At 59.5% G+C, this 18,265-nt stretch carries 20 protein-coding genes and 1 tRNA gene; 15 read left to right on the forward strand and 6 right to left on the reverse strand.

What is annotated here, in order from left to right:
• Window positions 1-333: 333 nt before the first annotated feature.
• A complete protein-coding gene (locus tag NCS03_RS00330) occupies window positions 334-636 on the forward strand; it encodes an H-NS histone family protein (protein WP_008352299.1) in 303 nt (100 codons plus the stop codon).
• A gap of 117 nt (window positions 637-753) precedes the next feature.
• On the opposite strand, the gene NCS03_RS00335 is transcribed toward NCS03_RS00330, so the two are convergent.
• The 4 genes from NCS03_RS00335 to NCS03_RS00350 all read right to left on the reverse strand — a co-directional run bounded on the left by NCS03_RS00335 (window position 754) and on the right by NCS03_RS00350 (window position 2,983).
• Window positions 754-954 (reverse strand): hypothetical protein, encoded by a 201-nt coding sequence (locus NCS03_RS00335; RefSeq protein WP_250497135.1) that lies wholly within the window; start codon window positions 952-954, stop codon window positions 754-756.
• Between the two features lie 185 nt (window positions 955-1,139).
• Window positions 1,140-1,598: an Lrp/AsnC family transcriptional regulator gene (locus NCS03_RS00340; protein ID WP_008352298.1), complete on the reverse strand. Its 459-nt coding sequence runs from the start codon at window positions 1,596-1,598 to the stop codon at window positions 1,140-1,142.
• A 105-nt stretch (window positions 1,599-1,703) separates the two neighbouring features.
• On the reverse strand, window positions 1,704-2,330 hold the full coding sequence (locus tag NCS03_RS00345) for a 3'-5' exonuclease family protein (protein WP_175979687.1): 627 nt from the start codon (window positions 2,328-2,330) through the stop codon (window positions 1,704-1,706).
• Window positions 2,327-2,983, reverse strand: a complete 657-nt coding sequence (locus NCS03_RS00350) for an MBL fold metallo-hydrolase (protein ID WP_008352295.1) — start codon at window positions 2,981-2,983, stop codon at window positions 2,327-2,329. The genes NCS03_RS00345 and NCS03_RS00350 overlap by 4 nt, the downstream gene beginning before the upstream one ends.
• A gap of 666 nt (window positions 2,984-3,649) precedes the next feature.
• Here NCS03_RS00350 and NCS03_RS00355 point away from each other — a divergent pair.
• On the forward strand, window positions 3,650-4,258 hold the full coding sequence (locus tag NCS03_RS00355) for a septal ring lytic transglycosylase RlpA family protein (RefSeq protein WP_033536464.1): 609 nt from the start codon (window positions 3,650-3,652) through the stop codon (window positions 4,256-4,258).
• A 53-nt stretch (window positions 4,259-4,311) separates the two neighbouring features.
• Here NCS03_RS00355 and rsmI read toward each other — a convergent pair whose 3' ends face one another.
• The gene (gene rsmI / locus NCS03_RS00360; protein WP_175979689.1) at window positions 4,312-5,193 is read right to left on the reverse strand and encodes a 16S rRNA (cytidine(1402)-2'-O)-methyltransferase; all 882 of its coding nucleotides are present in this window, start codon (window positions 5,191-5,193) and stop codon (window positions 4,312-4,314) included.
• On the opposite strand from rsmI, the gene NCS03_RS00365 reads away from it, so the two are divergent.
• The 7 genes from NCS03_RS00365 (at window position 5,192) to NCS03_RS00395 (ending at window position 9,911) form a co-directional block, all read left to right on the forward strand.
• Window positions 5,192-5,626 (forward strand): YraN family protein, encoded by a 435-nt coding sequence (locus NCS03_RS00365; RefSeq protein WP_250438621.1) that lies wholly within the window; start codon window positions 5,192-5,194, stop codon window positions 5,624-5,626. The genes rsmI and NCS03_RS00365 overlap by 2 nt on opposite strands.
• A gap of 102 nt (window positions 5,627-5,728) precedes the next feature.
• Window positions 5,729-6,316, forward strand: a complete 588-nt coding sequence (locus NCS03_RS00370; RefSeq protein ID WP_175979691.1) for a phosphoheptose isomerase — start codon at window positions 5,729-5,731, stop codon at window positions 6,314-6,316.
• A gap of 23 nt (window positions 6,317-6,339) precedes the next feature.
• On the forward strand, window positions 6,340-7,140 hold the full coding sequence (locus NCS03_RS00375) for a BON domain-containing protein (protein WP_250528613.1): 801 nt from the start codon (window positions 6,340-6,342) through the stop codon (window positions 7,138-7,140).
• Window positions 7,137-7,481 carry a c-type cytochrome gene (locus NCS03_RS00380; protein ID WP_008352285.1) on the forward strand — a complete coding sequence of 115 codons (345 nt, stop codon included), beginning with the start codon at window positions 7,137-7,139 and terminating at the stop codon, window positions 7,479-7,481. The genes NCS03_RS00375 and NCS03_RS00380 overlap by 4 nt, the downstream gene beginning before the upstream one ends.
• 67 nt (window positions 7,482-7,548) lie before the next feature.
• A tRNA-Ala gene (locus NCS03_RS00385) sits at window positions 7,549-7,624 on the forward strand.
• A gap of 453 nt (window positions 7,625-8,077) precedes the next feature.
• Complete coding sequence (locus tag NCS03_RS00390; RefSeq protein ID WP_250528614.1) at window positions 8,078-9,301, forward strand: tyrosine-type recombinase/integrase; 1,224 nt, start codon at window positions 8,078-8,080, stop codon at window positions 9,299-9,301.
• 16 nt (window positions 9,302-9,317) lie between these two features.
• A complete protein-coding gene (locus NCS03_RS00395) occupies window positions 9,318-9,911 on the forward strand; it encodes a hypothetical protein (RefSeq protein WP_250528615.1) in 594 nt (197 codons plus the stop codon).
• A gap of 534 nt (window positions 9,912-10,445) precedes the next feature.
• Here NCS03_RS00395 and NCS03_RS00400 read toward each other — a convergent pair.
• A complete protein-coding gene (locus tag NCS03_RS00400; RefSeq protein ID WP_250528738.1) occupies window positions 10,446-10,868 on the reverse strand; it encodes a PRC-barrel domain-containing protein in 423 nt (140 codons plus the stop codon).
• 465 nt (window positions 10,869-11,333) lie between these two features.
• On the opposite strand from NCS03_RS00400, the gene NCS03_RS00405 reads away from it, so the two are divergent.
• The 6 genes from NCS03_RS00405 to NCS03_RS00430 all read left to right on the forward strand — a co-directional run bounded on the left by NCS03_RS00405 (window position 11,334) and on the right by NCS03_RS00430 (window position 16,403).
• Window positions 11,334-11,549 (forward strand): helix-turn-helix transcriptional regulator, encoded by a 216-nt coding sequence (locus tag NCS03_RS00405; RefSeq protein WP_250528616.1) that lies wholly within the window; start codon window positions 11,334-11,336, stop codon window positions 11,547-11,549.
• A gap of 1,070 nt (window positions 11,550-12,619) precedes the next feature.
• Window positions 12,620-12,907, forward strand: a complete 288-nt coding sequence (locus NCS03_RS00410) for a hypothetical protein (protein ID WP_250528617.1) — start codon at window positions 12,620-12,622, stop codon at window positions 12,905-12,907.
• The gene (locus NCS03_RS00415) at window positions 12,900-13,133 is read left to right on the forward strand and encodes a hypothetical protein (protein WP_250528618.1); all 234 of its coding nucleotides are present in this window, start codon (window positions 12,900-12,902) and stop codon (window positions 13,131-13,133) included. Before NCS03_RS00410 ends, NCS03_RS00415 begins: the two co-directional genes overlap by 8 nt.
• 2 nt (window positions 13,134-13,135) lie before the next feature.
• Window positions 13,136-13,360: a transcriptional coactivator p15/PC4 family protein gene (locus NCS03_RS00420; protein ID WP_250528619.1), complete on the forward strand. Its 225-nt coding sequence runs from the start codon at window positions 13,136-13,138 to the stop codon at window positions 13,358-13,360.
• Window positions 13,357-13,692: a hypothetical protein gene (locus tag NCS03_RS00425; protein WP_250528620.1), complete on the forward strand. Its 336-nt coding sequence runs from the start codon at window positions 13,357-13,359 to the stop codon at window positions 13,690-13,692. The genes NCS03_RS00420 and NCS03_RS00425 overlap by 4 nt, the downstream gene beginning before the upstream one ends.
• A complete protein-coding gene (locus NCS03_RS00430; RefSeq protein ID WP_250528621.1) occupies window positions 13,689-16,403 on the forward strand; it encodes a DUF927 domain-containing protein in 2,715 nt (904 codons plus the stop codon). The genes NCS03_RS00425 and NCS03_RS00430 overlap by 4 nt, the downstream gene beginning before the upstream one ends.
• Window positions 16,404-18,265 lie beyond the last annotated feature (1,862 nt).

An 18,265-nucleotide genomic window follows, 5' to 3' on the forward strand; every position in this document is an offset into this window, starting at 1 on the left:
CCGCATGGAACGCGCTGCAGAGCGGCTTTTTCGTGGCAAGTTGCCATCTCATGAAACTTTGCGACTGACTCGTTTGTCTTTGTTTTCATCCGATGCCATCGTCGAGTCGTCGTCTCGACTGGCAGAGCTTTTTAAGTCCGAAGAGCGAACAAGCGAACCTTCTGAGCTTTCGGCAATTGTTACGAAGAAAATTGCTAAACTTTTAATAAGTGGCGATTCGCACATGCCGCGTTATTGGGAACTGTGTTAATCTGCGTGCCAGTCCGAGGCTATACTGATAACTGAAAGCGAGCGCGCCGATTCGCAAGTCAGCAAACCACTTAGGGAATTGCCATGCCTTCATACAAGGAACTCCTCGCACAACGCGAGTCTCTCGAACGTCAGATTGAAGAAGCGAAGTCGCGCGAATACGCGGAAGTGCTTAATGAGATCAAGCAGAAAATGTCGGATTATGGCATCACGCTTCAGGAACTGGCTGGCGGCCGTGGCGCAAAAGGCGCGAAGGCCGCGCGCAGCCGCTCGGGCGTGGCGCCGAAATATCGCGATCCCGAAAGTGGCAGCACGTGGTCGGGTCGCGGCAAGCCGCCGAAGTGGATCGCCGGGCAGGATCGGGATAATTTTCTGATCGGCAAGTAATTGCAAAGCATCAATCGATGCATTCGAAGAGCCGCGTTACGTGACGCGGCTTTTTCATTTGTGCGATCAGATGAACGGTGTTTCGTCATTTGCCGAAGTTCGAAGACCGAAGACACATTACACCGCGCTTGCGTCAACAGCGCGCAGGCCGAAAAACCGGGACGTCTCCTGAAGGAATATTGCGCCAGATAGCAGACTTGCGGCAACGCGGATCATCGTGTTCTGCCGTCGAATTTCGGCATTAATTTCCTCGGCGGATTGCTGTTCACGGTTCGCGCCGCAATGCTGGCTCGCGAGCGAACCGGGATCGCCAACCATCAGGATATTTCGCCCGTATCAGGCCGGGCGTGCTGGGTAGTTTGATTTTTATCGACTGGCTGAAAGGGAATTGGATGCGCGTTCGCCCATTGCATTACAAGGCTCTTCCAACGGACGCACCGATTCCGCGCGCTGGAACCAACGGTCCAAGCGCGCATTAGAAACGCGGCGCTAAACGCAATCCGTCAGAGCGGCAATTGCGTGTCGAACTTGATCTCTCGGAGCACAACGCTCGTTCGCACCTGAGCGACGGCAGGAATCTTGAAGATGCGATCGTGGAGAAACGCGTCGTAAGCCTTGATATCGGGCGCGACGATCTTGAGGATGTAATCGGATTCGCCGGTCGTGCTATAGCACTCGGTGACTTCCGGGCAAGTGGCGATTTCGCGTTCGAATTGCTCGACGCCGCCTTCCGTATGCCGTGTCAAATGAATATGCGCGAGTGCGCAGACATGCAGACCGAGCTTTTCGCGATCGAGCAGCGCGGTATAGCGCTGAATGACGCCCGATTGCTCCATGTCCTTGATGCGACGCCAGCACGGCGTGCTCGACAAGCCGACCTGGTCGGAGATTTCCTGAACGGAGCGGCGTGCGTCCAGCTGCAGGAGACGCAAGATTTTTTGTGAGAATGTATCGAGAGTCAACTGCGCCTCCGTTCGGTCGCGATTTGACTCTCATAGTAGAGGCGTCGAAAAAGAAACGCAATGCAAACGCGCCCGCACTGAGGGAGTTTCCCTAACTCCCCCGCCTCAGGGCGCGGTTTTACCTTCAGTGTCGTCGCCGGATTCCTTCGCAAGCCTGGCCAGCTTCTCCTGCGAGATCCGCAGGTCGGCCAGCATGTTGCAAAAGAGTGCGCCTTGCTCGATAGCATCGTCCAGCGCGACGTGCGTATGCGGCAGCTCGTCGAACCAGTGTTTCGGCAGACGCGGCTTGATGGCCTTGCGATACGGCAGGCCGGTCATCGCAAAGGCGAGCGTCTTGATGTCGAGCGCCGACCACGAAAACGGGCAGCGCTCGGCAAAGCGCATCATGTACCAGAACATATGCGTGAAGTCGAAGCCCGCCGGATACGCGACGAACACGGGCTTGCCGGGCAGCGCTTCCACCCATTCGACATAGGCCGGCAAGGCGATTTCCGGCTTCTGCAGGTCCTTGCGGCATGCGGCCCACGCGTCGGGCTGCGTCTTCCACCATGCCGCCTGAACCGGATGCGGCGTCGCGCCTTCGAGCGTTTCGAGATTCGCGGAGAAGGTGCCGATGAGCTGCTTGTCCGCGGTGTAGGCCGCGGACGCGAAGCTCAGCATCGAATGCGGTCCGGGAATCGGGCCATCGGCCTCGACATCGGTGCTGACGTAGATTTCGGGAATTGCGTTCACGCTGTCGCACCCGTTGCCGCGCCGTCGCGCACGAAAGGATTGCTGCGCCGTTCCTCGCCGAACGTCGATGCCGGGCCGTGTCCGGGAACGAAGGTGACATCGTCGCCGAGCGGCCAGAGCTTTTCGCGGATCGAGCGGATGAGTTCCGCCTGATTGCCGCGCGGGAAATCGGTCCGGCCGATCGAACCGGCGAACAGGACGTCGCCGACGAACGCCAGATTGTGCTCCCGACTGAAAAATACGACGTGACCCGGCGTGTGGCCTGGGCAGAAATAGACTTCCATCGACTCGTTGCCGAACTGCACGGCGTCGCCGTCGTCGAGCCAGCGTTCCGGCGTAAAGGCTTCGGCGTTCGAAAAACCGAAGCGCTGAGTCTGCGCGGGCAACTGATCGATCCAGAACGCATCTTCGCGATGCGGTCCCTCTATTTGTATACCGTAATGGTCCGCGAGCGCCTTGGCGCCGCCGCAATGATCGAGATGGCCGTGCGTGAGAAGAATCTTGTCGACGGTCACGCCTTGGCGTTCGACTTCCGCGATGATCCGTTCGATGTCGCCACCCGGATCGACGATGGCGGCGCGCTGGGTCGCTTCGCAGATCACGATCGAACAGTTCTGCTGAAAGGGCGTTACGGGAACGAGAATGACTTTCATATGACTGACGTCGATGCGCGCGGGCCTGTAAAAACGTTCATTGTACCGGTGCGACCACGGGTCCGACGGCAGCGCGCGCCGCTGCGGCGTTGCCCAAAAAAAGCGGCAATTCTTACGCTCATAGCGAAAATCAATGACAATTCGATGGGTCGGATGAGCCGGACCACGGTTTTTTTGTATAATGGCACTACTTGTGCATGGATCAAACCATGCCGTCATTGGGCGAATGCCAAAACGCTAGTGCGTTTTTACAATCGCTGTCAGTACGCTGTTGGGGGCCAAAAGCCTCGCAATTGCAACTCACGCACCTCCAGTAGGTGCACACGTCTTGTCCGGCCAGACGCCGCGCGTCTGTCAGATGGCCTTTGCCGCCGTCACGCCGGATGGGGCCTACGCCGCCGTTCCTGCGCTCACTTGGCTTCACCAGCGCACGAACGTGATGCCACGTTCGATGGCGGCTTGTGGGGTCTGGTCAGGCTGCCGGGGACAGGTTGCGCCAGACGTGAACAATAACCGGGCGTTTGCGGCACGAGTGCGCCGCATCCGAGCACAGTCCACCGTTCGCTTCAGCGAGCGGCGTTCTGCTTTGCACGGCAAAGCCTCGAGCAGCCTTGCGCGCGCCGACCAGCGCAGCGCGGCCGCTCCTTTATCGTTGAAAACACGTCTATGAATGCTCGATTTATTCGACATGTCGGGAGCCTGCTAGCAGTTGGCGTGCTGGCGGGTTGCGCCGCGCCGGGTTCGGGCGATGTCGCATCCAATCCTCAGAACACAAACTCCTTCAGCACGAGCAGTGCCCGCTCGACGGCGCCGCTCGCCTTCGATTCGCACCTTTCCGCGCTGCCCGCCGAGAAGCCGGCGCAACCGGCGCAGTCGCTTTCCGACGCCGAGCCGATCACGACCGGTCCCGACGCCAGCAACTTCGAGCAGAAGGGCAAGGCGTCGTGGTACGGACGCATGTTCCACGGTCGCAAGACCGCGAGCGGCGAGAAGTTCAACATGAACGCGATGACCGCAGCGCATCGCACGCTGCCGCTCGCGTCGTGGGTGCGCGTGACGAACGAAGCGAATCACAAGACCGTCGTCGTGAAGATCAACGATCGCGGCCCTTATGTGCACGGACGCGTGATCGATCTGTCGTATGCAGCGGCGGCGGTGCTCGGCATGCGCGGCGCCGGCACGCAGAAGGTGAAGATCGAAGGTCTCACGCAGCAGGAAGCGCGTGCGGCGCGCGAAGAGCAGGCTCAGGCGCTGGCCGACGACAGCGTGAACTGATCTCGCCGACAGCTTCGCAGAACCCGACGGGCCGTTATCGCAACGGCCCGTTTTTATTTCTCGTCGCGTTTGGCGAGCTTCAGCGCGCGTTCATACAGCGCATTGCGCGACGCGCCCGTCAACGTCGCCGCGATGCGCGCCGCGCTTTTCACCGACAACTCTTCCAGCAGCGTCGACAGCAGCGCGTCGTGGGCGTCGTCGGCGTCGTGCGCTTCGGGCGCGCCTTCGACGACCAGGACGAATTCCCCGCGTTGACGATTCGCATCGGCTTCGAGCCACGTTGGCCCTTCGGCCAGGGTGCAGCGATGCAGGCTCTCATGTAACTTCGTCAGCTCACGGGCGATCAGCAGTTGCCGTTCGCCGCCGAACGCGTCGCCGAGCGCGCGCACGGTTTCGACGATGCGATGCGGCGCCTCGTAGAACACCAGCGCCATCGGAAGACTTGCGAGTTTCTTCAGCTCCGACGCACGTTGCTTCGCCTTCGTCGGCAGGAAGCCGATGAACGAGAAGCCGCCGACGAACGCGCCCGCCGCGCTCAACGCGGTCGTGAGCGCGCTCGCGCCCGGCAGCGGGATGACCGGCAGGCCGGCCTCGCGCACGGCATCGACGAGACGCGCGCCGGGATCGGAGATACCGGGCGTGCCCGCGTCGGATACGCACGCGATGCGCTCGCCGTTCCTGAGATGCTCGATCACGCGTTCGGCGGCGCTGCGCTCGTTGTGCTCGTGCACGGCGATCGACGGCTTCGAAATGCCATAGCGCGCGAGCAGTTGCGCGGTGTTGCGCGTGTCTTCGGCGGCGATGCGATCCGCGAGTCCGAGCACGTGGAGCGCGCGCACGGTGATGTCCGCCGCGTTGCCGATCGGCGTTGCGACGATATACAGCGCGCCTGTCGGATAGTGCTGCCCAGCGGCGAGTTCGGAGATCTGAAGCATGAGCGCGGGCGTCGAAGGAAAGGTCGTCATTTTGCCATGCGCGATTCGGTGGCCCGCCGACAACTTTTACGGAGGAGCCGTGTCCAAAACGCTCGGCGACGCTTTCGAGTCGCACGCGCTCGCGTTCCTGCAGCGGCAGCGCATGCGTCTTGTCGCGCGCAACGTGACGTGTCGCGGCGGCGAGATCGATCTCGTGATGCTCGATGAACGCGGCGCGCTCGTGTTCGTCGAAGTCCGCGCGAGAAGAAGCAGGCGTTACGCGAATGCCGTCGCAAGCGTCGATGCGAAGAAGCGCGCGCGCCTCGTACATGCCGCGCAGCATTTCCTGACGACATGGCGCGGCGCGTTGCCTGCGTGCCGTTTCGACGTCGTCGCGTTCGATGCGGGCCGCATCCATTGGCTGCCCGATGCGTTTCGCGCCGACGAGGCGTGACTGCGGTTCATCGCATGATGCATGCGGTAAACTGCGCAACAACCGACGCCTTGAGCGTTCAAGCCACACACCGCGCATGTCGCGGCCGATGATCGAGAGTCGATGTCAGTCGAACGCATTCAACAGCAATTCCGCGACAGCGCGGCACTTCAACTCGAAGCACTCGACGCGCTGGCGGTTCCGATCGCGGCCGCCGTCGATACGCTTTTTGGCGCGCTCGCGAACGGCAACAAGATTCTCGTGTGCGGCAATGGCGGCTCGGCTGCCGATGCGCAGCGCTTCGCCGCGCAACTCATCGGCCGCTTCGAACGCGAGCGTCCGGGCTTGCCGGCGATTGCGCTGACCACGGACACGTCGATACTCACGGCCATCGGCAACGACTATGCGTTCGAGCAGATCTTCTCGAACCAGGTCCGCGCGCTCGGCCAGTCGGGCGACGTGTTGCTTGCGATCAGCACGTCGGGCAACTCGGTGAACGTGCTCGCTGCGATTCAGGAAGCGCACGAGCGCGAGATGATCGTGATCGCGTTGTCGGGCAAGGGCGGCGGCGCGATGTCCGACGTGCTCGCCGAAACCGATATTCATATCTGCGTGCCGGCCGAACGAACGGCGCGCATCCAGGAAGTCCATCTGCTGACCATTCATTGTCTGTGCGACGGCATCGATGCGATGCTGCTCGGCGACGACTGAAACTGAAAGGGGGAACGGAGTTGATGAACAAGACACGCGTCAAGGCGACGCTGGCCCAGGCCACGCTGATGGTGGGCATGTTGTCGGGAGTTGCATTGACGTTGCAGGGCTGCGCGCTCGCGGTCGTCGGCGCGGCGGCCGGCGGCACGTTGATCGCCACGGATCGCCGCACGCTCGGCGCGCAGACCGAAGATCGCGAGATTCAGGTGAAGGCGCTTTCGCGGATCAACGAGAACGTGCCCGATACGTCGCATGTCAACGTGACCGTGTTCAACCGGCGCGTGTTGCTGACGGGCGAAGTGCCGGACGACGCATCGAAGGCGAAGGCCGAGGCGGTGGTGCGCGACATCAATAACGTCGGCAGCATCGTCAACGAGCTGTCGGTGCAGGGCGCGAGTTCGTACTCATCGCGCGCGAACGATTCCTACCTTGAAGGACGCGTGAAGACTGCGATGGTCGGCGAGAAGGACTTGCACGCGAACGACTACAAGGTGGTGTGCGAGCGCAGTGTCGTTTATCTGATGGGGCTCGTCACGCCGGACGAAGGCGCGCATGGCGCGGATGTCGCCGCGCGCGTGCCGGGCGTCGAGCAGGTCGTGAAGGTGTTCCAGTACATCAAGCCTGAAGAGGCGCAAGCGCTGGAAGCGGCGGCCGCGTCGGGGACGAGCGTGGCGCCGGCGGCAAGCACGCCGGCTGAGGCGACGGTTGGCACGGTGCCTGATTCGGGCGTGACGTCGCGTCCGCTCGATACGCAATCGCCCGCGCCCGTGAAGAACTCGGATGTGCGTCCGGGGAATGCCAATCCGGCTTCGACGGTGAAATGAACATGATGCGTTCGATTGTCGGCGCGGTGATCGTTGCCGCGTCTTTTGGTGTGTCTGCTGCGGAGCAGACGGGTTCATCCGCGAATGCGATGGCGATCGCGCGCAGCAACGCGTGCATGGGTTGTCATGCGATCGATCGCAAGCTTGTGGGGCCGTCGTTTCAACAGGTCGCCGAGAAGTACAAGGGCGATCCGCAGGCGAGCACGATGCTTGAAAAGAAGGTGAAGAACGGCGGCGCGGGGGTGTGGGGCTCGATTCCGATGCCTTCGCACCCGAAGATGAACGACGCGGATATCAAGACGGTCGTGTCTTGGATTCTGGCGGGGGCGCCGCAGAAGTGAGCGTTGATTGAAGTCGTCTGAAGGCTTGCCTGACGGCGATTTTGCTGTGGTACAATTTTGATTCGTTGGGGGGGTAGCTCAGCTGGGAGAGCGTCGCGTTCGCAATGCGAAGGTCGGGAGTTCGATCCTCCTCCTCTCCACCAACCAACATTCCTAGCAAGTCCGAAGAAGTCCCGAAACCCCGCAGCCAGCAAGGCTCGCGGGGTTTTTTGTTTCCAGTGTCATCCGGTTAAATCCGATGTCATCCGGCCGCATTCGAGGCACTTTCTGGGGGCATCTTTTCATCGCTGAAAGACGATGCCCCCACCCGGTTTGAGAGCTCATAAAGACGGCTTAGTGGTCCCGCTCCGTACCGATTCAAACAATCAATTTGCAGCCTGCATCCGTCGACGCAGGCGAAGGTTGCTTCGTTCAAGGCACGCAGGCTGAGCGCCAGACGTTTAGCCACAAAGCATCCCGCCTAGTAAGGGCAAAGGCCGTCGTTACGCACGCTGTGCTTACTCTGAAGCATCTCGTTACAGATTTCGCCGGTAAAACCTTGACAGTGTGAGGGTTATTTGGCGACATTTCGTTTTTAGTTTTGTATGACGAATAGGATGCCTCTCACAGACTTGGAGATTCGGGCCGCACGTCCGCGGCAGAAGGCGTACCGACTAACCGACGGTGCAGGTATGTATTTGGAAGTCAGCCCATCTGGCGGTAAGCACTGGCGCCTGAAGTATCGTTTCGGCGGCAAGGAGAAGCGGCTTGCGCTGGGGGCATATCCGCTGATCACGATCAAGGACGCTCGGAGGCGTCGCGACGACGCCCGACGGCTGCTGGCAGATGGAATCGATCCGGGGCTCGAACGCCGCATTCAGAAAGCGGCAGCAGTCGAGCGTGCTGAGAATAGCTTCGAATGCGTCGCACGAGAGTGGTTTGCACGGCAAGCCCCGACTTGGGCGAAGTCACATGCCGACAAGGTGATTGCGAGATTGGAAAACGACGTCTTCCCGTGGTTAGGGGGCAGGCCAATCTCAGACATTACGGCACCTGAAGTCCTCGCGGTGCTTCGACGGGTCGAGAAGCGCGGTGCAGTGGATACCGCCCACCGCGTACAACAAAACGTGGGTCAAGTACTCCGCTATGGCGTTGCAACTGGGCGAGCTCAACGAGACTGCAGCACGGACCTACGCGGCGCTTTGACGCCGGCACGACACACTCACTTTGCGTCCATCACTGAGCCTGAGCAAGTAGCCGGGTTGCTTCGTGCGCTTGATGGCTTCAGAGGCACATTCGTCGTCCAATGCGCGCTTCGGCTTGCACCTCTTGTTTTTGTGCGCCCGGGAGAACTACGCAATGCCGAGTGGAAAGACTTCGATCTCGAGCGTTCAACCTGGCGGTACGAGGTGTCGAAAACCAAGACGGACCACCTCGTACCGCTTTCAACTCAGGCGGTGGGAATCTTGCGTGAGCTCCACGCTCTCACCGGGCTTCGGCGATACGTCTTTCCAGGGCGAGATGTGAAAAAGCCGATGAGCGGAGCCGCGATAAATGCAGCGCTTCGTCGCATGGGCTTTGATACCAAGACCGAAATAACAGGACATGGCTTCCGCGCGATGGCTAGGACGATTCTCCACGAGCAATTGCGCTTTCCTTCGGAAGTCATTGAACATCAACTTGCGCATCGAGTTGCAGACAGCCTAGGTACGGCTTATAACCGAACCAAATTTATCGACGAAAGAATCCGAATGATGCAAGCTTGGGCCGACTATCTCGATAATCTAAAGAGCGGCGGGGATGGCATTCCCGAAGTCAAAGAACTTTCAGCCCTGAGCTGAATACTTTCGAAGCCTGATGGAGCGTATCGACTACCGCTATTGGGTAGCGCTCGACAGGTGGACCGTCAAGGAAGCGGCGCTCTTGCTCGACGGGAAGGATCCTCGTCAACATGCAGCGTTTTCCATCCGCTCAAAAACAAAGCAGCCCGAGTACGAGCACGCCAAGCAAATCGCCGCTGTAATTAAGCGAACGAATTGGGGGCAGCGCTACGGAATCTGCAAGTGGCAGATAAAAGAGGATCCTCTCTATATCTGCGATGCGGTTCGACGTGCCGGCTTCAGTTTGCCGGCACAGTTGGTTCGTGAGCTCGCGAAGCGTCAGACGCGCGGGGAATCACGAGCTGCACCGCGATTCGACGACGCAAATGTGAATAGGAGCGCGGCGACGAAGGAGCGTCACGCGATGTTGAAGTTGATAGTAGGACTTGCGATGGGCGGTTATAGGATGGATCCAGATGCGCCTCGAAATCTACACGCGAAGGAGATGCGCATCGACCTTGAGCGTGCAGGCGTTCCCTTGGACGACGCAACCATCAAGAAGTATCTCGACGAGGCGCGTCGGCTCAGGAAATCGCTCATCGACGACGGACGATCGAACGAGCGTCTTTGAGCTACTGCCCGATCGACCGCCGTCAAACTACGCGTTTCTCGAAAAGGTGTCGATGCTTCAACGCCTTCAATAACGAACACGGCGTTATGGCCGTTACGCGGAAGTGCCGGATAGTCACTTCGCGTCACCTAGCGCCACCTTTGGTTAGGTTCGTGAAAGACGTGCAGTTGCGCAGTTCGCGACAACGCACGCAGGCCGACGTCAAGCGTCGCTTGACGAGGCCCGTCGTGCCTGCGAGGAAAGACTGTTTGGTCAGCATCGCCGGGCGCTGACGCCAGAGCCCCATGCACGGCGCAGAGAACTCAGTTTCGGTCCGGTTCTGGCTCCGGTTCCCCAACGTCGGGGACGTCGCCCGGGGTGGGGCCAGGCGCTGGCGCATCGGGCAGTGTTGCCGGTACCGCAGTAGGGTCAAACGGGTCGGACTGCATCGCGTTCCTCCGGAAGTGACACGCCAGTGGCCCACGGCCAAGGCTTTTCGACGCAGCAGCAGCTTCGCCGCGTCGCCTGAATTACGGCATCAGAGCTTTGCTCGACTTAGTCCGCCTTGAGCTTATGCGGCTTCGGCGGAGCCTTCACCTTGTTGTATTCAAACTCGGGCGTGTCCTCCAGCGCCTGCTTAGTTGCGCCTGCAAGATAGAAGTTGCCCTCGCGATTCTCGAGAGACGCAACCGGCACCGCGACGTCATGTGTAGCTACTCCGAGAAAACCGCCAGCGGCGATCACGACCGCAGACACTGCGGCATCAGGCGTGACAATGAGGTCCTTGATCGAGCCGATCTTCTCGTTCTTGTCGTTGTAGACAGCCTTTCCGAGAATGCCTTTCTTCGCGCTCCAACCCTGCAGCAATGCCTGGGATTGTTGGACAGTGACGCTAAGTGGCTGGGTTCCCGCTACTTGCGCATGAGCAGAGATGCCAGCTGCGCTGATGATTGTTGCTATTGCGAATTGGCAAGACATTCTCATAAGTCGCCTCCCTCACTGGAAAAGCTCTCCGAGTTGCAAAACTTGGGCCCGGCTCCTCTCTCGTCCCGTGTCGTGTCTACTGCGCCTCCACCGCGTAGAGACCAAGGCACGGCTGCAGTGCGACTCACTATGAAGGAGTCGTCAAACATCAGTTTCTTTCTCACCGATTCGAATACCCCTCTTGCGTTCTCTCGCCAGCACGGTCGATTCAATGTTCGCGGCCGGAATGCATCCGCGTAGTCGCGCGCGTAGCGCCTGAACGAATAGCAGGGAACTCGCCTGAATCAGCAACCCGGTGAGCCGTGCACATCACGGCGATGAGCCATACCGCATATAGACCATCATCCGAATTCGGACGCGGGCCACTTCGTATTGGGACATGTTCGAAGGCCGCAAAGCGAAGCTGTCGCCTGGGTGTCCCGGATTGGCCGGAACACATGCTTCCGAAGAGGTAAGGCGATGAAATTTCAGACTTCACAAGCGATCCTGAGAAGGGCGCAGGTCGAAGAACTAACAGGGCTTTCACGATCCACTATCTACGCTCGAATAAGCCAGAAAAGTTTCCCCGCGCCGATCGCACTTGGGCCTCGATCTGTTGGTTGGCGTCTGGGCGACATCGAGGCTTTCCTCGTTGCTCCTGCGACGTACCGCGCGGAGGACACAACGTGCTCGTAAGTTCTAATTCGACGACAACCTTGCTTCGATCAAGTCGGCGACTGACCGTCGGAATGCGTAGTTGCGGAACGCGTGAGGCCGCCTCGACGGAATATGTAATGTGGGACAGCGCGTTGATCCTCAAGCACAGTAAGAGCGAGGTGAGCTTGCGCGTCAGCGTTTTACTTCGGGCGAAAAGAAAAAGGACCGGCGCAATGGCCGGTCAAACTGACAACCCCAATGAGGATGCTAGTCGAGCAAGAGCGCACACGCTATTGGTCAAGTACGAAAATGCGCGCGGCTTCACGCGGGGGGAGTGTAGCGCTTGTGCTCAAAGCGCAGTACTCGAAGCACCGCAAACAGCGCTTCAACTAATCCGACAATCAGTCGCGGCTTTCCCGGCTAATGGTTTTGCTCTGATGGGCGAGAGCAAGCCGCTTCATCGTTCAACATTGCGAATTCAAATTGATTATCGATTGTTGAACGACGTCGTGCTTGGCCATTGCGCCGTCATCCGGACGTACGGAGCAAAAAAAATGGCTGGCCGTATGGCCAGCCAAAATCCTTTCGGAGGGACGAGTTTGCATGTTACGTCGACCACGAGTTCGACACTATCAGTCGCGTACGAGATTGCATTTGGCTTGACGGACGCAGAAACGATCGTCTATCCTCGGAAGCGTGGGAGGAGACACCTCCCATTCGGGATTGGCGTCTCGAAATGTACAAGGCGGACAACCGCCGACCGGCGGTATTTTTTCGTCCGCTGCCATGCGTTCGCCTTCAATGGCCGGGCCTTGGTGGGGGAGCGCTCGCGCTCGCCGGTTTCCTTGTACGCCGGTACGCCAACCCTATCTTGTGCCTGGCCACCCCAATTGGCGTTGGGGGCTAGGTTCGTCGAACCTGTACAAGGAGGCTTTGCATGTGCCCCGCTATCCCCGCTCGTCCTGAGCAATCACAATCCCCGCTGCAAATCCAAATCATCAATCGTGCGTTGCGCGACGCAGCGCTCGCGCCCAGCGCGAACGAGGCGCTCGACTGCTGCGCCGACGCGCTTCTTCACCTCGCTGAACTTGCTCGTGAGGAGGTGGCACGTGGCTAAGGAAATCGACCTCAGAGAGATCGCCTCGCTGATTGGAACTGCTTCGGTTGAGCTCGATTGTGCCTCTCGATCATTCGCTGACATCTCGGCGCTGTTCAATGCCCTCGGCGCGCTCGCGGATAACCCCACGCTCGTACACCAGCTCTCCGCTCTCGGCGCCCGTATGAGTGAGTCGAATGCCGCCGCCTACGAGGAGGAAGGCGCAACCTATCGGGAGCACGGCGTTAACTTGACGGAACAGATCCGCTCAGTCGATGGTCAGGAGGCGAAGCATGCATGACATCTACGAGTTTTCCGCCAGAGCATGGCAGATCCACGACGTGCTTCAGACGCTCTTCTCGGCACTTCCTGAGGACAAAGAGAACAGTGCAGTGCCCGTTTCCGGTGTCGTGGGCTTGTTGACGACCCTCTCGCGCGAGCTTGCGAACGAGCTCTCCGACGTCAAGGTTATTGAGCCGATTTCGCGTGACGAGCGCGCTCAGTACTCCTCATTTGGAGGTGTCTGACTATGGAAAATCAAGAACAGGTCATTCTCGATATCCAGAAGAGCGCGACGCAGCGGATCCGCATCTCGCATCGCTGGTTTAAGGGCCGCCAGTATGTCGATGTTCGTCTGCTGGTCGTCAATGCCGCGGGCGAGTTCGTTCCGACGCAAAAAGGGCTAATGGTGCGCCCCGAGTTGCTGCCGCAGGTCATTCAAGGCCTAACGCTCGCATCGCAGGAGGCGCTGTGAACGAAAACTACAAACTAGGCATTCCCATCGCCGAAGGCGAGTACGCGAGCCCTACTCAATGCGTTCTGATGTGCGGCTTCCTTGCGTTCCACGCAAAGAAGGCTGATGACGATATTCGCCAGTTTGCCCGCCGCGTGCTCGATGTTGTCTTCGCCGCAGCTGCCCAGCGCGGCTTTCACCGCGTCGATCTCCTCGAAACGCTGATGGCCAAGGGTGATCCTTCGCCGCGCGTGGGCAGGCTTGCGCAGCAAGCGACCGCGGCGATCGGCGACAACCTCGCCTTTGCTCGCGTGATCGCACAGGCAGGCGTGAGAGCGGGAGGTAAGCAATGAGCACCGTCTTTGACAATCACCAGCGGATCCTCGAAGCGCTTTCGTTCATCCCGCCGGATGTCGAGCGCGATGTGTGGTTCCGCGTCGCTGCCTCGTTGAAGCATGAGGAAGGTGACGCTGGCTTCGAGACGTTCGATCAATGGAGCCAGGGAAGCCCGAACTACGTCGCGGCGGACGTGCGCGACACGTGGCGCTCGATCCGTCCTGACGGCGGCATCACCATTGCCACCTTGTTTGCGATCGCGAAGAGGTACGGCTACAACCCCCGCGCGAAGGCGGCAATCGTCGTTGACCCGGTGGAAGTCGAACGCCGCCGGAATGAGCGCAATGCCCGCGCCAAAAAAGAGGAGCAACGCCGAGCGAGAGACCGCAAGCATGCAGCAACGCTTGCACTCGTCATCGTTAAGAAGTCCCAGCGCGCGCGCGACGATCATCCTTACCTGTTGCGCAAGGGCGTTGCGGCGGTAAACACCCTTCGTGAGCTGGATGCCGAAAAGCTCCAGATGTTGATTGGATATCGCCCGCACTCCGGCGGCGCGCAGCTCGAAGGCAGGATATTGATCGCGCCGGTGACGATCAACGGCGCTGTGACCACCGTGGAGATGATCGACGAGTCGGGCCGCAAGTCTGCCCTAGCGGGTGGCGAGAAGGCCGGCGGCTGTTGGTTCGTTTGCGCAGTTCGGCAAGATTACGATCGCATCCTGATCGCCGAAGGTGTGGCGACGGCGCTGTCAGCTCATTCGTGCACCGGCCACGCCACGGTAGCCGCGCTCTCGGCGGGCAACCTCATGAAGGCTGCTCAGGCGATGCGGGCTGGCTATCCCAACGCCGAAATCACCGTACTCGCCGATCTCGGGAACGGACAACAGAAGGCTGTAGAGGCGGCGCGATCCGTCGCCGGCACCGTTGCCACACCCGAATTCGGCGCCAAACGCAACGAGGACGAGAACGACTTCAACGACATGCACACACGCTTTGGCGCAGCCGCGGTCGCCGCGCAGATTGAAAGGGCAACTAAGCCGGATAGCTCGGACCAAGCTGACAAGGGATGCGTGCCGCGTGGCTTCTCTGTGAGCAGGGAAGGTGTGTTCTATACAGACGACGACGGAATGCCGCACTGGATCTGCTCGCCACTTCATGTCCGTGCGCTAGTCCGTGATCGCGCGTCTGAGAATTGGGGCCGCCTGCTGGAGTGGAAGGACGCTGACGATCACCCTCACGTCTGGGCGATGCCCATGGAGATGTTGCGTTCAGATGGTGCGGACATGCGCGGCGAGCTCGCACGGCTGGGGCTGGACATCTCGCCCAGTTTTCGCGCGCGCAACAAGCTGACCGAATATGTGACGACCGCTAAACCAAGGGCGCGTTGCCGATGCGTCACGCGCACGGGCTGGCATAACGGCGCGTTCGTCTTTCCGGACCGGACGATAGGCGAGTCGGCCGAGCGCGTGATATTCCAGTCCGAAGTCGTGATGCGCACTTATTCGCAAGCCGGCACGCTTGAGGATTGGAAGCGCGACGTCGCAGCTTATTGCTCGGGCAACTCTCGGATGCTGGTTGCGGTGTCGACGGCGTTCGCCGGGATGATGCTGGCGTACTCGGGGCAGGAGTCGGGCGGCTTGAACATCGTTGGGGACTCGTCGACCGGAAAGACAACGGCGCTTCGTGCAGCCTGCAGTGTCTACGGAGGCCCGGATTACATGCAGCGGTGGCGCGCGACGTCAAACGGCCTTGAAGGTCTTGCCGCACTGCATAACGACACGCTCCTTGTGCTCGACGAACTGGCGCAGGTTGATCCGCGCGAAGCGGGCGAGATCGCCTACATGCTGGCAAACGGCACCGGCAAGGCACGCGCGGGGCGAACCGGATCGGCGCGCGCACGGCAATCATGGCGGCTGCTGTTCCTGTCGGCCGGTGAGATTGGGCTCGCGCAACACATGCAGGCCGGGGGGAAGAAGGCCAAGGCGGGTCAGGAAGTGCGCTTGGTCGAGATTCCGGCCGATGCGGGTCGGGGCTTTGGCCTCTTTGAAACGCTGCACGGGCATGCTGGCGGCGCGCAACTGTCGGCGCTGATTAACGAGGGCTCCGCGCGTAGCTATGGCGTGGCAGCAATCGAAATGCTCAATGCGATCGCGAAGGAGCCGGACGTGGTCGAACGATACCTGCGTCAGGAGACGACGAAGTTCCTCGCCGACCATCTCCCGGCTGACGCAAATGGCCAAGCACATCGCGTGTGTCAGCGGCTCGCCCTTATCGGACTGGCCGGCGAGTATGCGACTGATCTAGGAGTTACTGGGTGGAAGAGTGGCGAAGCATGCTCCGCGGCGGTCACGTGCTTTAGGGCTTGGGTTGAGAACCGAGGCGGCGTGGGTAACCACGAACATGCCGCGATTCTCTCCCACGTGAAAGCGTTCTTTGAGGCTCACGAGGAATCACGCTTCACGGACCTGAACGATGTTTCCGATCGACCGACCATTAATCGAGCTGGTTATAGACGATTGGTCGAAGGTACGCCGGAGTACCTCGTCTTCCCGGAAGTCTTCAAGCGCGAAGTGTCTCAGGGCTTCGATCCGAAAGGCACGGCCAAGGCGTTGGTAAATGCGGGTTGGATTCGCCCCTCCCCTGACGGCAAGTATCAGCGCGTTGAGCGCATTCCCGGAAAAGGAAGCACCCGCGTCTATGTATTTACCTCTCGCGTTTGGTCAGTGTAGCGTACTCATAGTGATCATTTATAAATCGGTGTAACAGGTGTAGCAGGTGTAACGCATCCGCCAAAGCCTTGTCCGGCAAGCCTTTGGGCGTTACACCGATCGCGCGATTACGTTACACCGTTACACCGGCGCGGTTGAGCGGAGATTCCCGTGTTACACCTAGCGGTGTAACAGGGGTTTGCTAATAACAAATTCGGTGTAACGCTGAAAGCGCCGCCCAGCTTTGCTTTGCGGCAGCCGTTACACCTGCTACACCTGTTACACCGAAATCGATAGGCTGGAAAGGTTCGGCAACGACTATTGCTCCTACTAGCCGGCGAGATCGGCCTTGCGCAGCACATGCGAACTGGGGGCGAGAGGCCCAAGCGGGTCAGGAAGTGCGGCTGGTCGAGATTCTCGCCGATGCTGGTCAGGGCTTCGGTCTCTAGAGACGCTGCATGGGCAAGACGGCGGCGCGCATCTGTCGGCGCCGGTCAACGAGGATGGCGCGCGCAGGTCCGGCGTGGCGGGTATCGAAATGCTGAATGCGATCGCGGAGGGGCCGGATGTGATCGAGAGGTAACCACAGATGGGTCTGTCGCGCAGCGACGGTGCGAACGCTATACAAACCGGGGATGGCGCGCCAGGTTCATGAGACTGATGGAAGAGTGCCCGGAAATAGGAACGATCCGCGCCGGTCCCTGCACCGCGCCGGTTTGGAGTTTCGAAGAGGAGGTTTGCGGTTCCTTGAGGTGTTGTGTCGTCTTACCGCGTGCCGGCCCAATCGGATACGCGATAATGTTCTGCGGCACACTAACGCTTATCTGCGAAGGTACTTTCGCATCCGTTGTGTCACTCCAGTCAATTTTTCGCTTACAGACCACCATATCGATCGCGATGAGACCGACGTTTCAGCTTCGTCTGTTACATCTTCAGCGTTAAACGTGGCGCAGAAGCGCCGGTGCAATTCGTCCAGCTCGCGTGGGCTCGAATGCGGCTTTATCGAGAAGGCCCCGTCAGCCGCTCGTTTCATTGGCATGCTTTGTAACACGCTTCTTGGTAATTAGCCGATCTCTACGTCTCCGACGCGCATCGTTTGAAGTGTGTGCTCTTCATTCGGAGCGAACGCGGTAGAGGACACAGACGTCAGCAGAAGAGTTCCACCTATTATTTCGACTTTCATATCGTTGCCGCATAAGCGTCGATTTGGGGATAACCTCGGAATGGGTAACAAACCCTGTCGCCTTAGCCGCTAGGGCCGGAGTGGGCTTTCCAAATCCCTATGCCTTCGATGCGTGTTTTTCCGAGCAGGGTGATAGGACCGCTGACAACTGCAATTGGAAGCCGCGATGTTCGATGTGCGAAAAGCATTGACATATATCGCGGAATGGCGTGACCAACGTCTAAGGAGAATCCGGATGCATTCCATAAATCGCAAAGCGTTTTGCCGCTTAGTAATTGAACGAGCATGTCCTCGGTTCGATAATCGCTCACTCCGAGGAAGCCAGTGAAAATACCCGAAAATTCTCGCTTGCCCATCTCAACGCGTATGGTTCTCGATCTAGCGGTCCATTCGACGCTGCAGCGGAATATCTTGGGCTGGTTGAGGACGCTCCTCTCTAAATGCATAATGTTGTCAGGTCTCGAATGGCGGTTGAGAAGTTCATGGAGAAATCGCTATGCAGGTCGCCACGAAATCAACATGAACGATATATAAACGCACATTGACGTTCGAAACGTTGGTCAACTTGATATGCGAACCCGCGACGATACAGAGGTCGAAGCCTGATTTCGCAAGAAGTCGGACGGGGGCACGAAGTGCGATACTCAATGCTTCGACTCCGCTCGTGATGGTGCTTAGCCGTCTATCGGGCTGATCGATG

It is taken from the genome of Caballeronia sp. ATUFL_F1_KS4A, assembly GCF_023630905.1.
Lineage (GTDB): Bacteria > Pseudomonadota > Gammaproteobacteria > Burkholderiales > Burkholderiaceae > Caballeronia > Caballeronia zhejiangensis.

What these genes read in the sequence shown, in the direction of transcription:
- NCS03_RS00355 (WP_033536464.1), top strand. Translation starts at nt 3,650, where the DNA reads ATGAATGCTCGATTTATTCGACATGTCGGGAGCCTGCTAGCAGTTGGC.
- rsmI (WP_175979689.1), bottom strand. Translation starts at nt 5,193, where the DNA reads ATGCTTCAGATCTCCGAACTCGCCGCTGGGCAGCACTATCCGACAGGC.
- NCS03_RS00370 (WP_175979691.1), top strand. Translation starts at nt 5,729, where the DNA reads ATGTCAGTCGAACGCATTCAACAGCAATTCCGCGACAGCGCGGCACTT.
- NCS03_RS00390 (WP_250528614.1), top strand. Translation starts at nt 8,078, where the DNA reads ATGCCTCTCACAGACTTGGAGATTCGGGCCGCACGTCCGCGGCAGAAG.
- NCS03_RS00365 (WP_250438621.1), top strand. Translation starts at nt 5,192, where the DNA reads ATGAGCGCGGGCGTCGAAGGAAAGGTCGTCATTTTGCCATGCGCGATT.
- NCS03_RS00405 (WP_250528616.1), top strand. Translation starts at nt 11,334, where the DNA reads ATGAAATTTCAGACTTCACAAGCGATCCTGAGAAGGGCGCAGGTCGAA.
- NCS03_RS00350 (WP_008352295.1), bottom strand. Translation starts at nt 2,983, where the DNA reads ATGAAAGTCATTCTCGTTCCCGTAACGCCCTTTCAGCAGAACTGTTCG.
- NCS03_RS00335 (WP_250497135.1), bottom strand. Translation starts at nt 954, where the DNA reads ATGGTTGGCGATCCCGGTTCGCTCGCGAGCCAGCATTGCGGCGCGAAC.
- NCS03_RS00380 (WP_008352285.1), top strand. Translation starts at nt 7,137, where the DNA reads ATGAACATGATGCGTTCGATTGTCGGCGCGGTGATCGTTGCCGCGTCT.
- NCS03_RS00395 (WP_250528615.1), top strand. Translation starts at nt 9,318, where the DNA reads ATGGAGCGTATCGACTACCGCTATTGGGTAGCGCTCGACAGGTGGACC.
- NCS03_RS00330 (WP_008352299.1), top strand. Translation starts at nt 334, where the DNA reads ATGCCTTCATACAAGGAACTCCTCGCACAACGCGAGTCTCTCGAACGT.
- NCS03_RS00420 (WP_250528619.1), top strand. Translation starts at nt 13,136, where the DNA reads ATGGAAAATCAAGAACAGGTCATTCTCGATATCCAGAAGAGCGCGACG.
- NCS03_RS00430 (WP_250528621.1), top strand. Translation starts at nt 13,689, where the DNA reads ATGAGCACCGTCTTTGACAATCACCAGCGGATCCTCGAAGCGCTTTCG.
- NCS03_RS00375 (WP_250528613.1), top strand. Translation starts at nt 6,340, where the DNA reads ATGAACAAGACACGCGTCAAGGCGACGCTGGCCCAGGCCACGCTGATG.
- NCS03_RS00400 (WP_250528738.1), bottom strand. Translation starts at nt 10,868, where the DNA reads ATGTCTTGCCAATTCGCAATAGCAACAATCATCAGCGCAGCTGGCATC.
- NCS03_RS00415 (WP_250528618.1), top strand. Translation starts at nt 12,900, where the DNA reads ATGCATGACATCTACGAGTTTTCCGCCAGAGCATGGCAGATCCACGAC.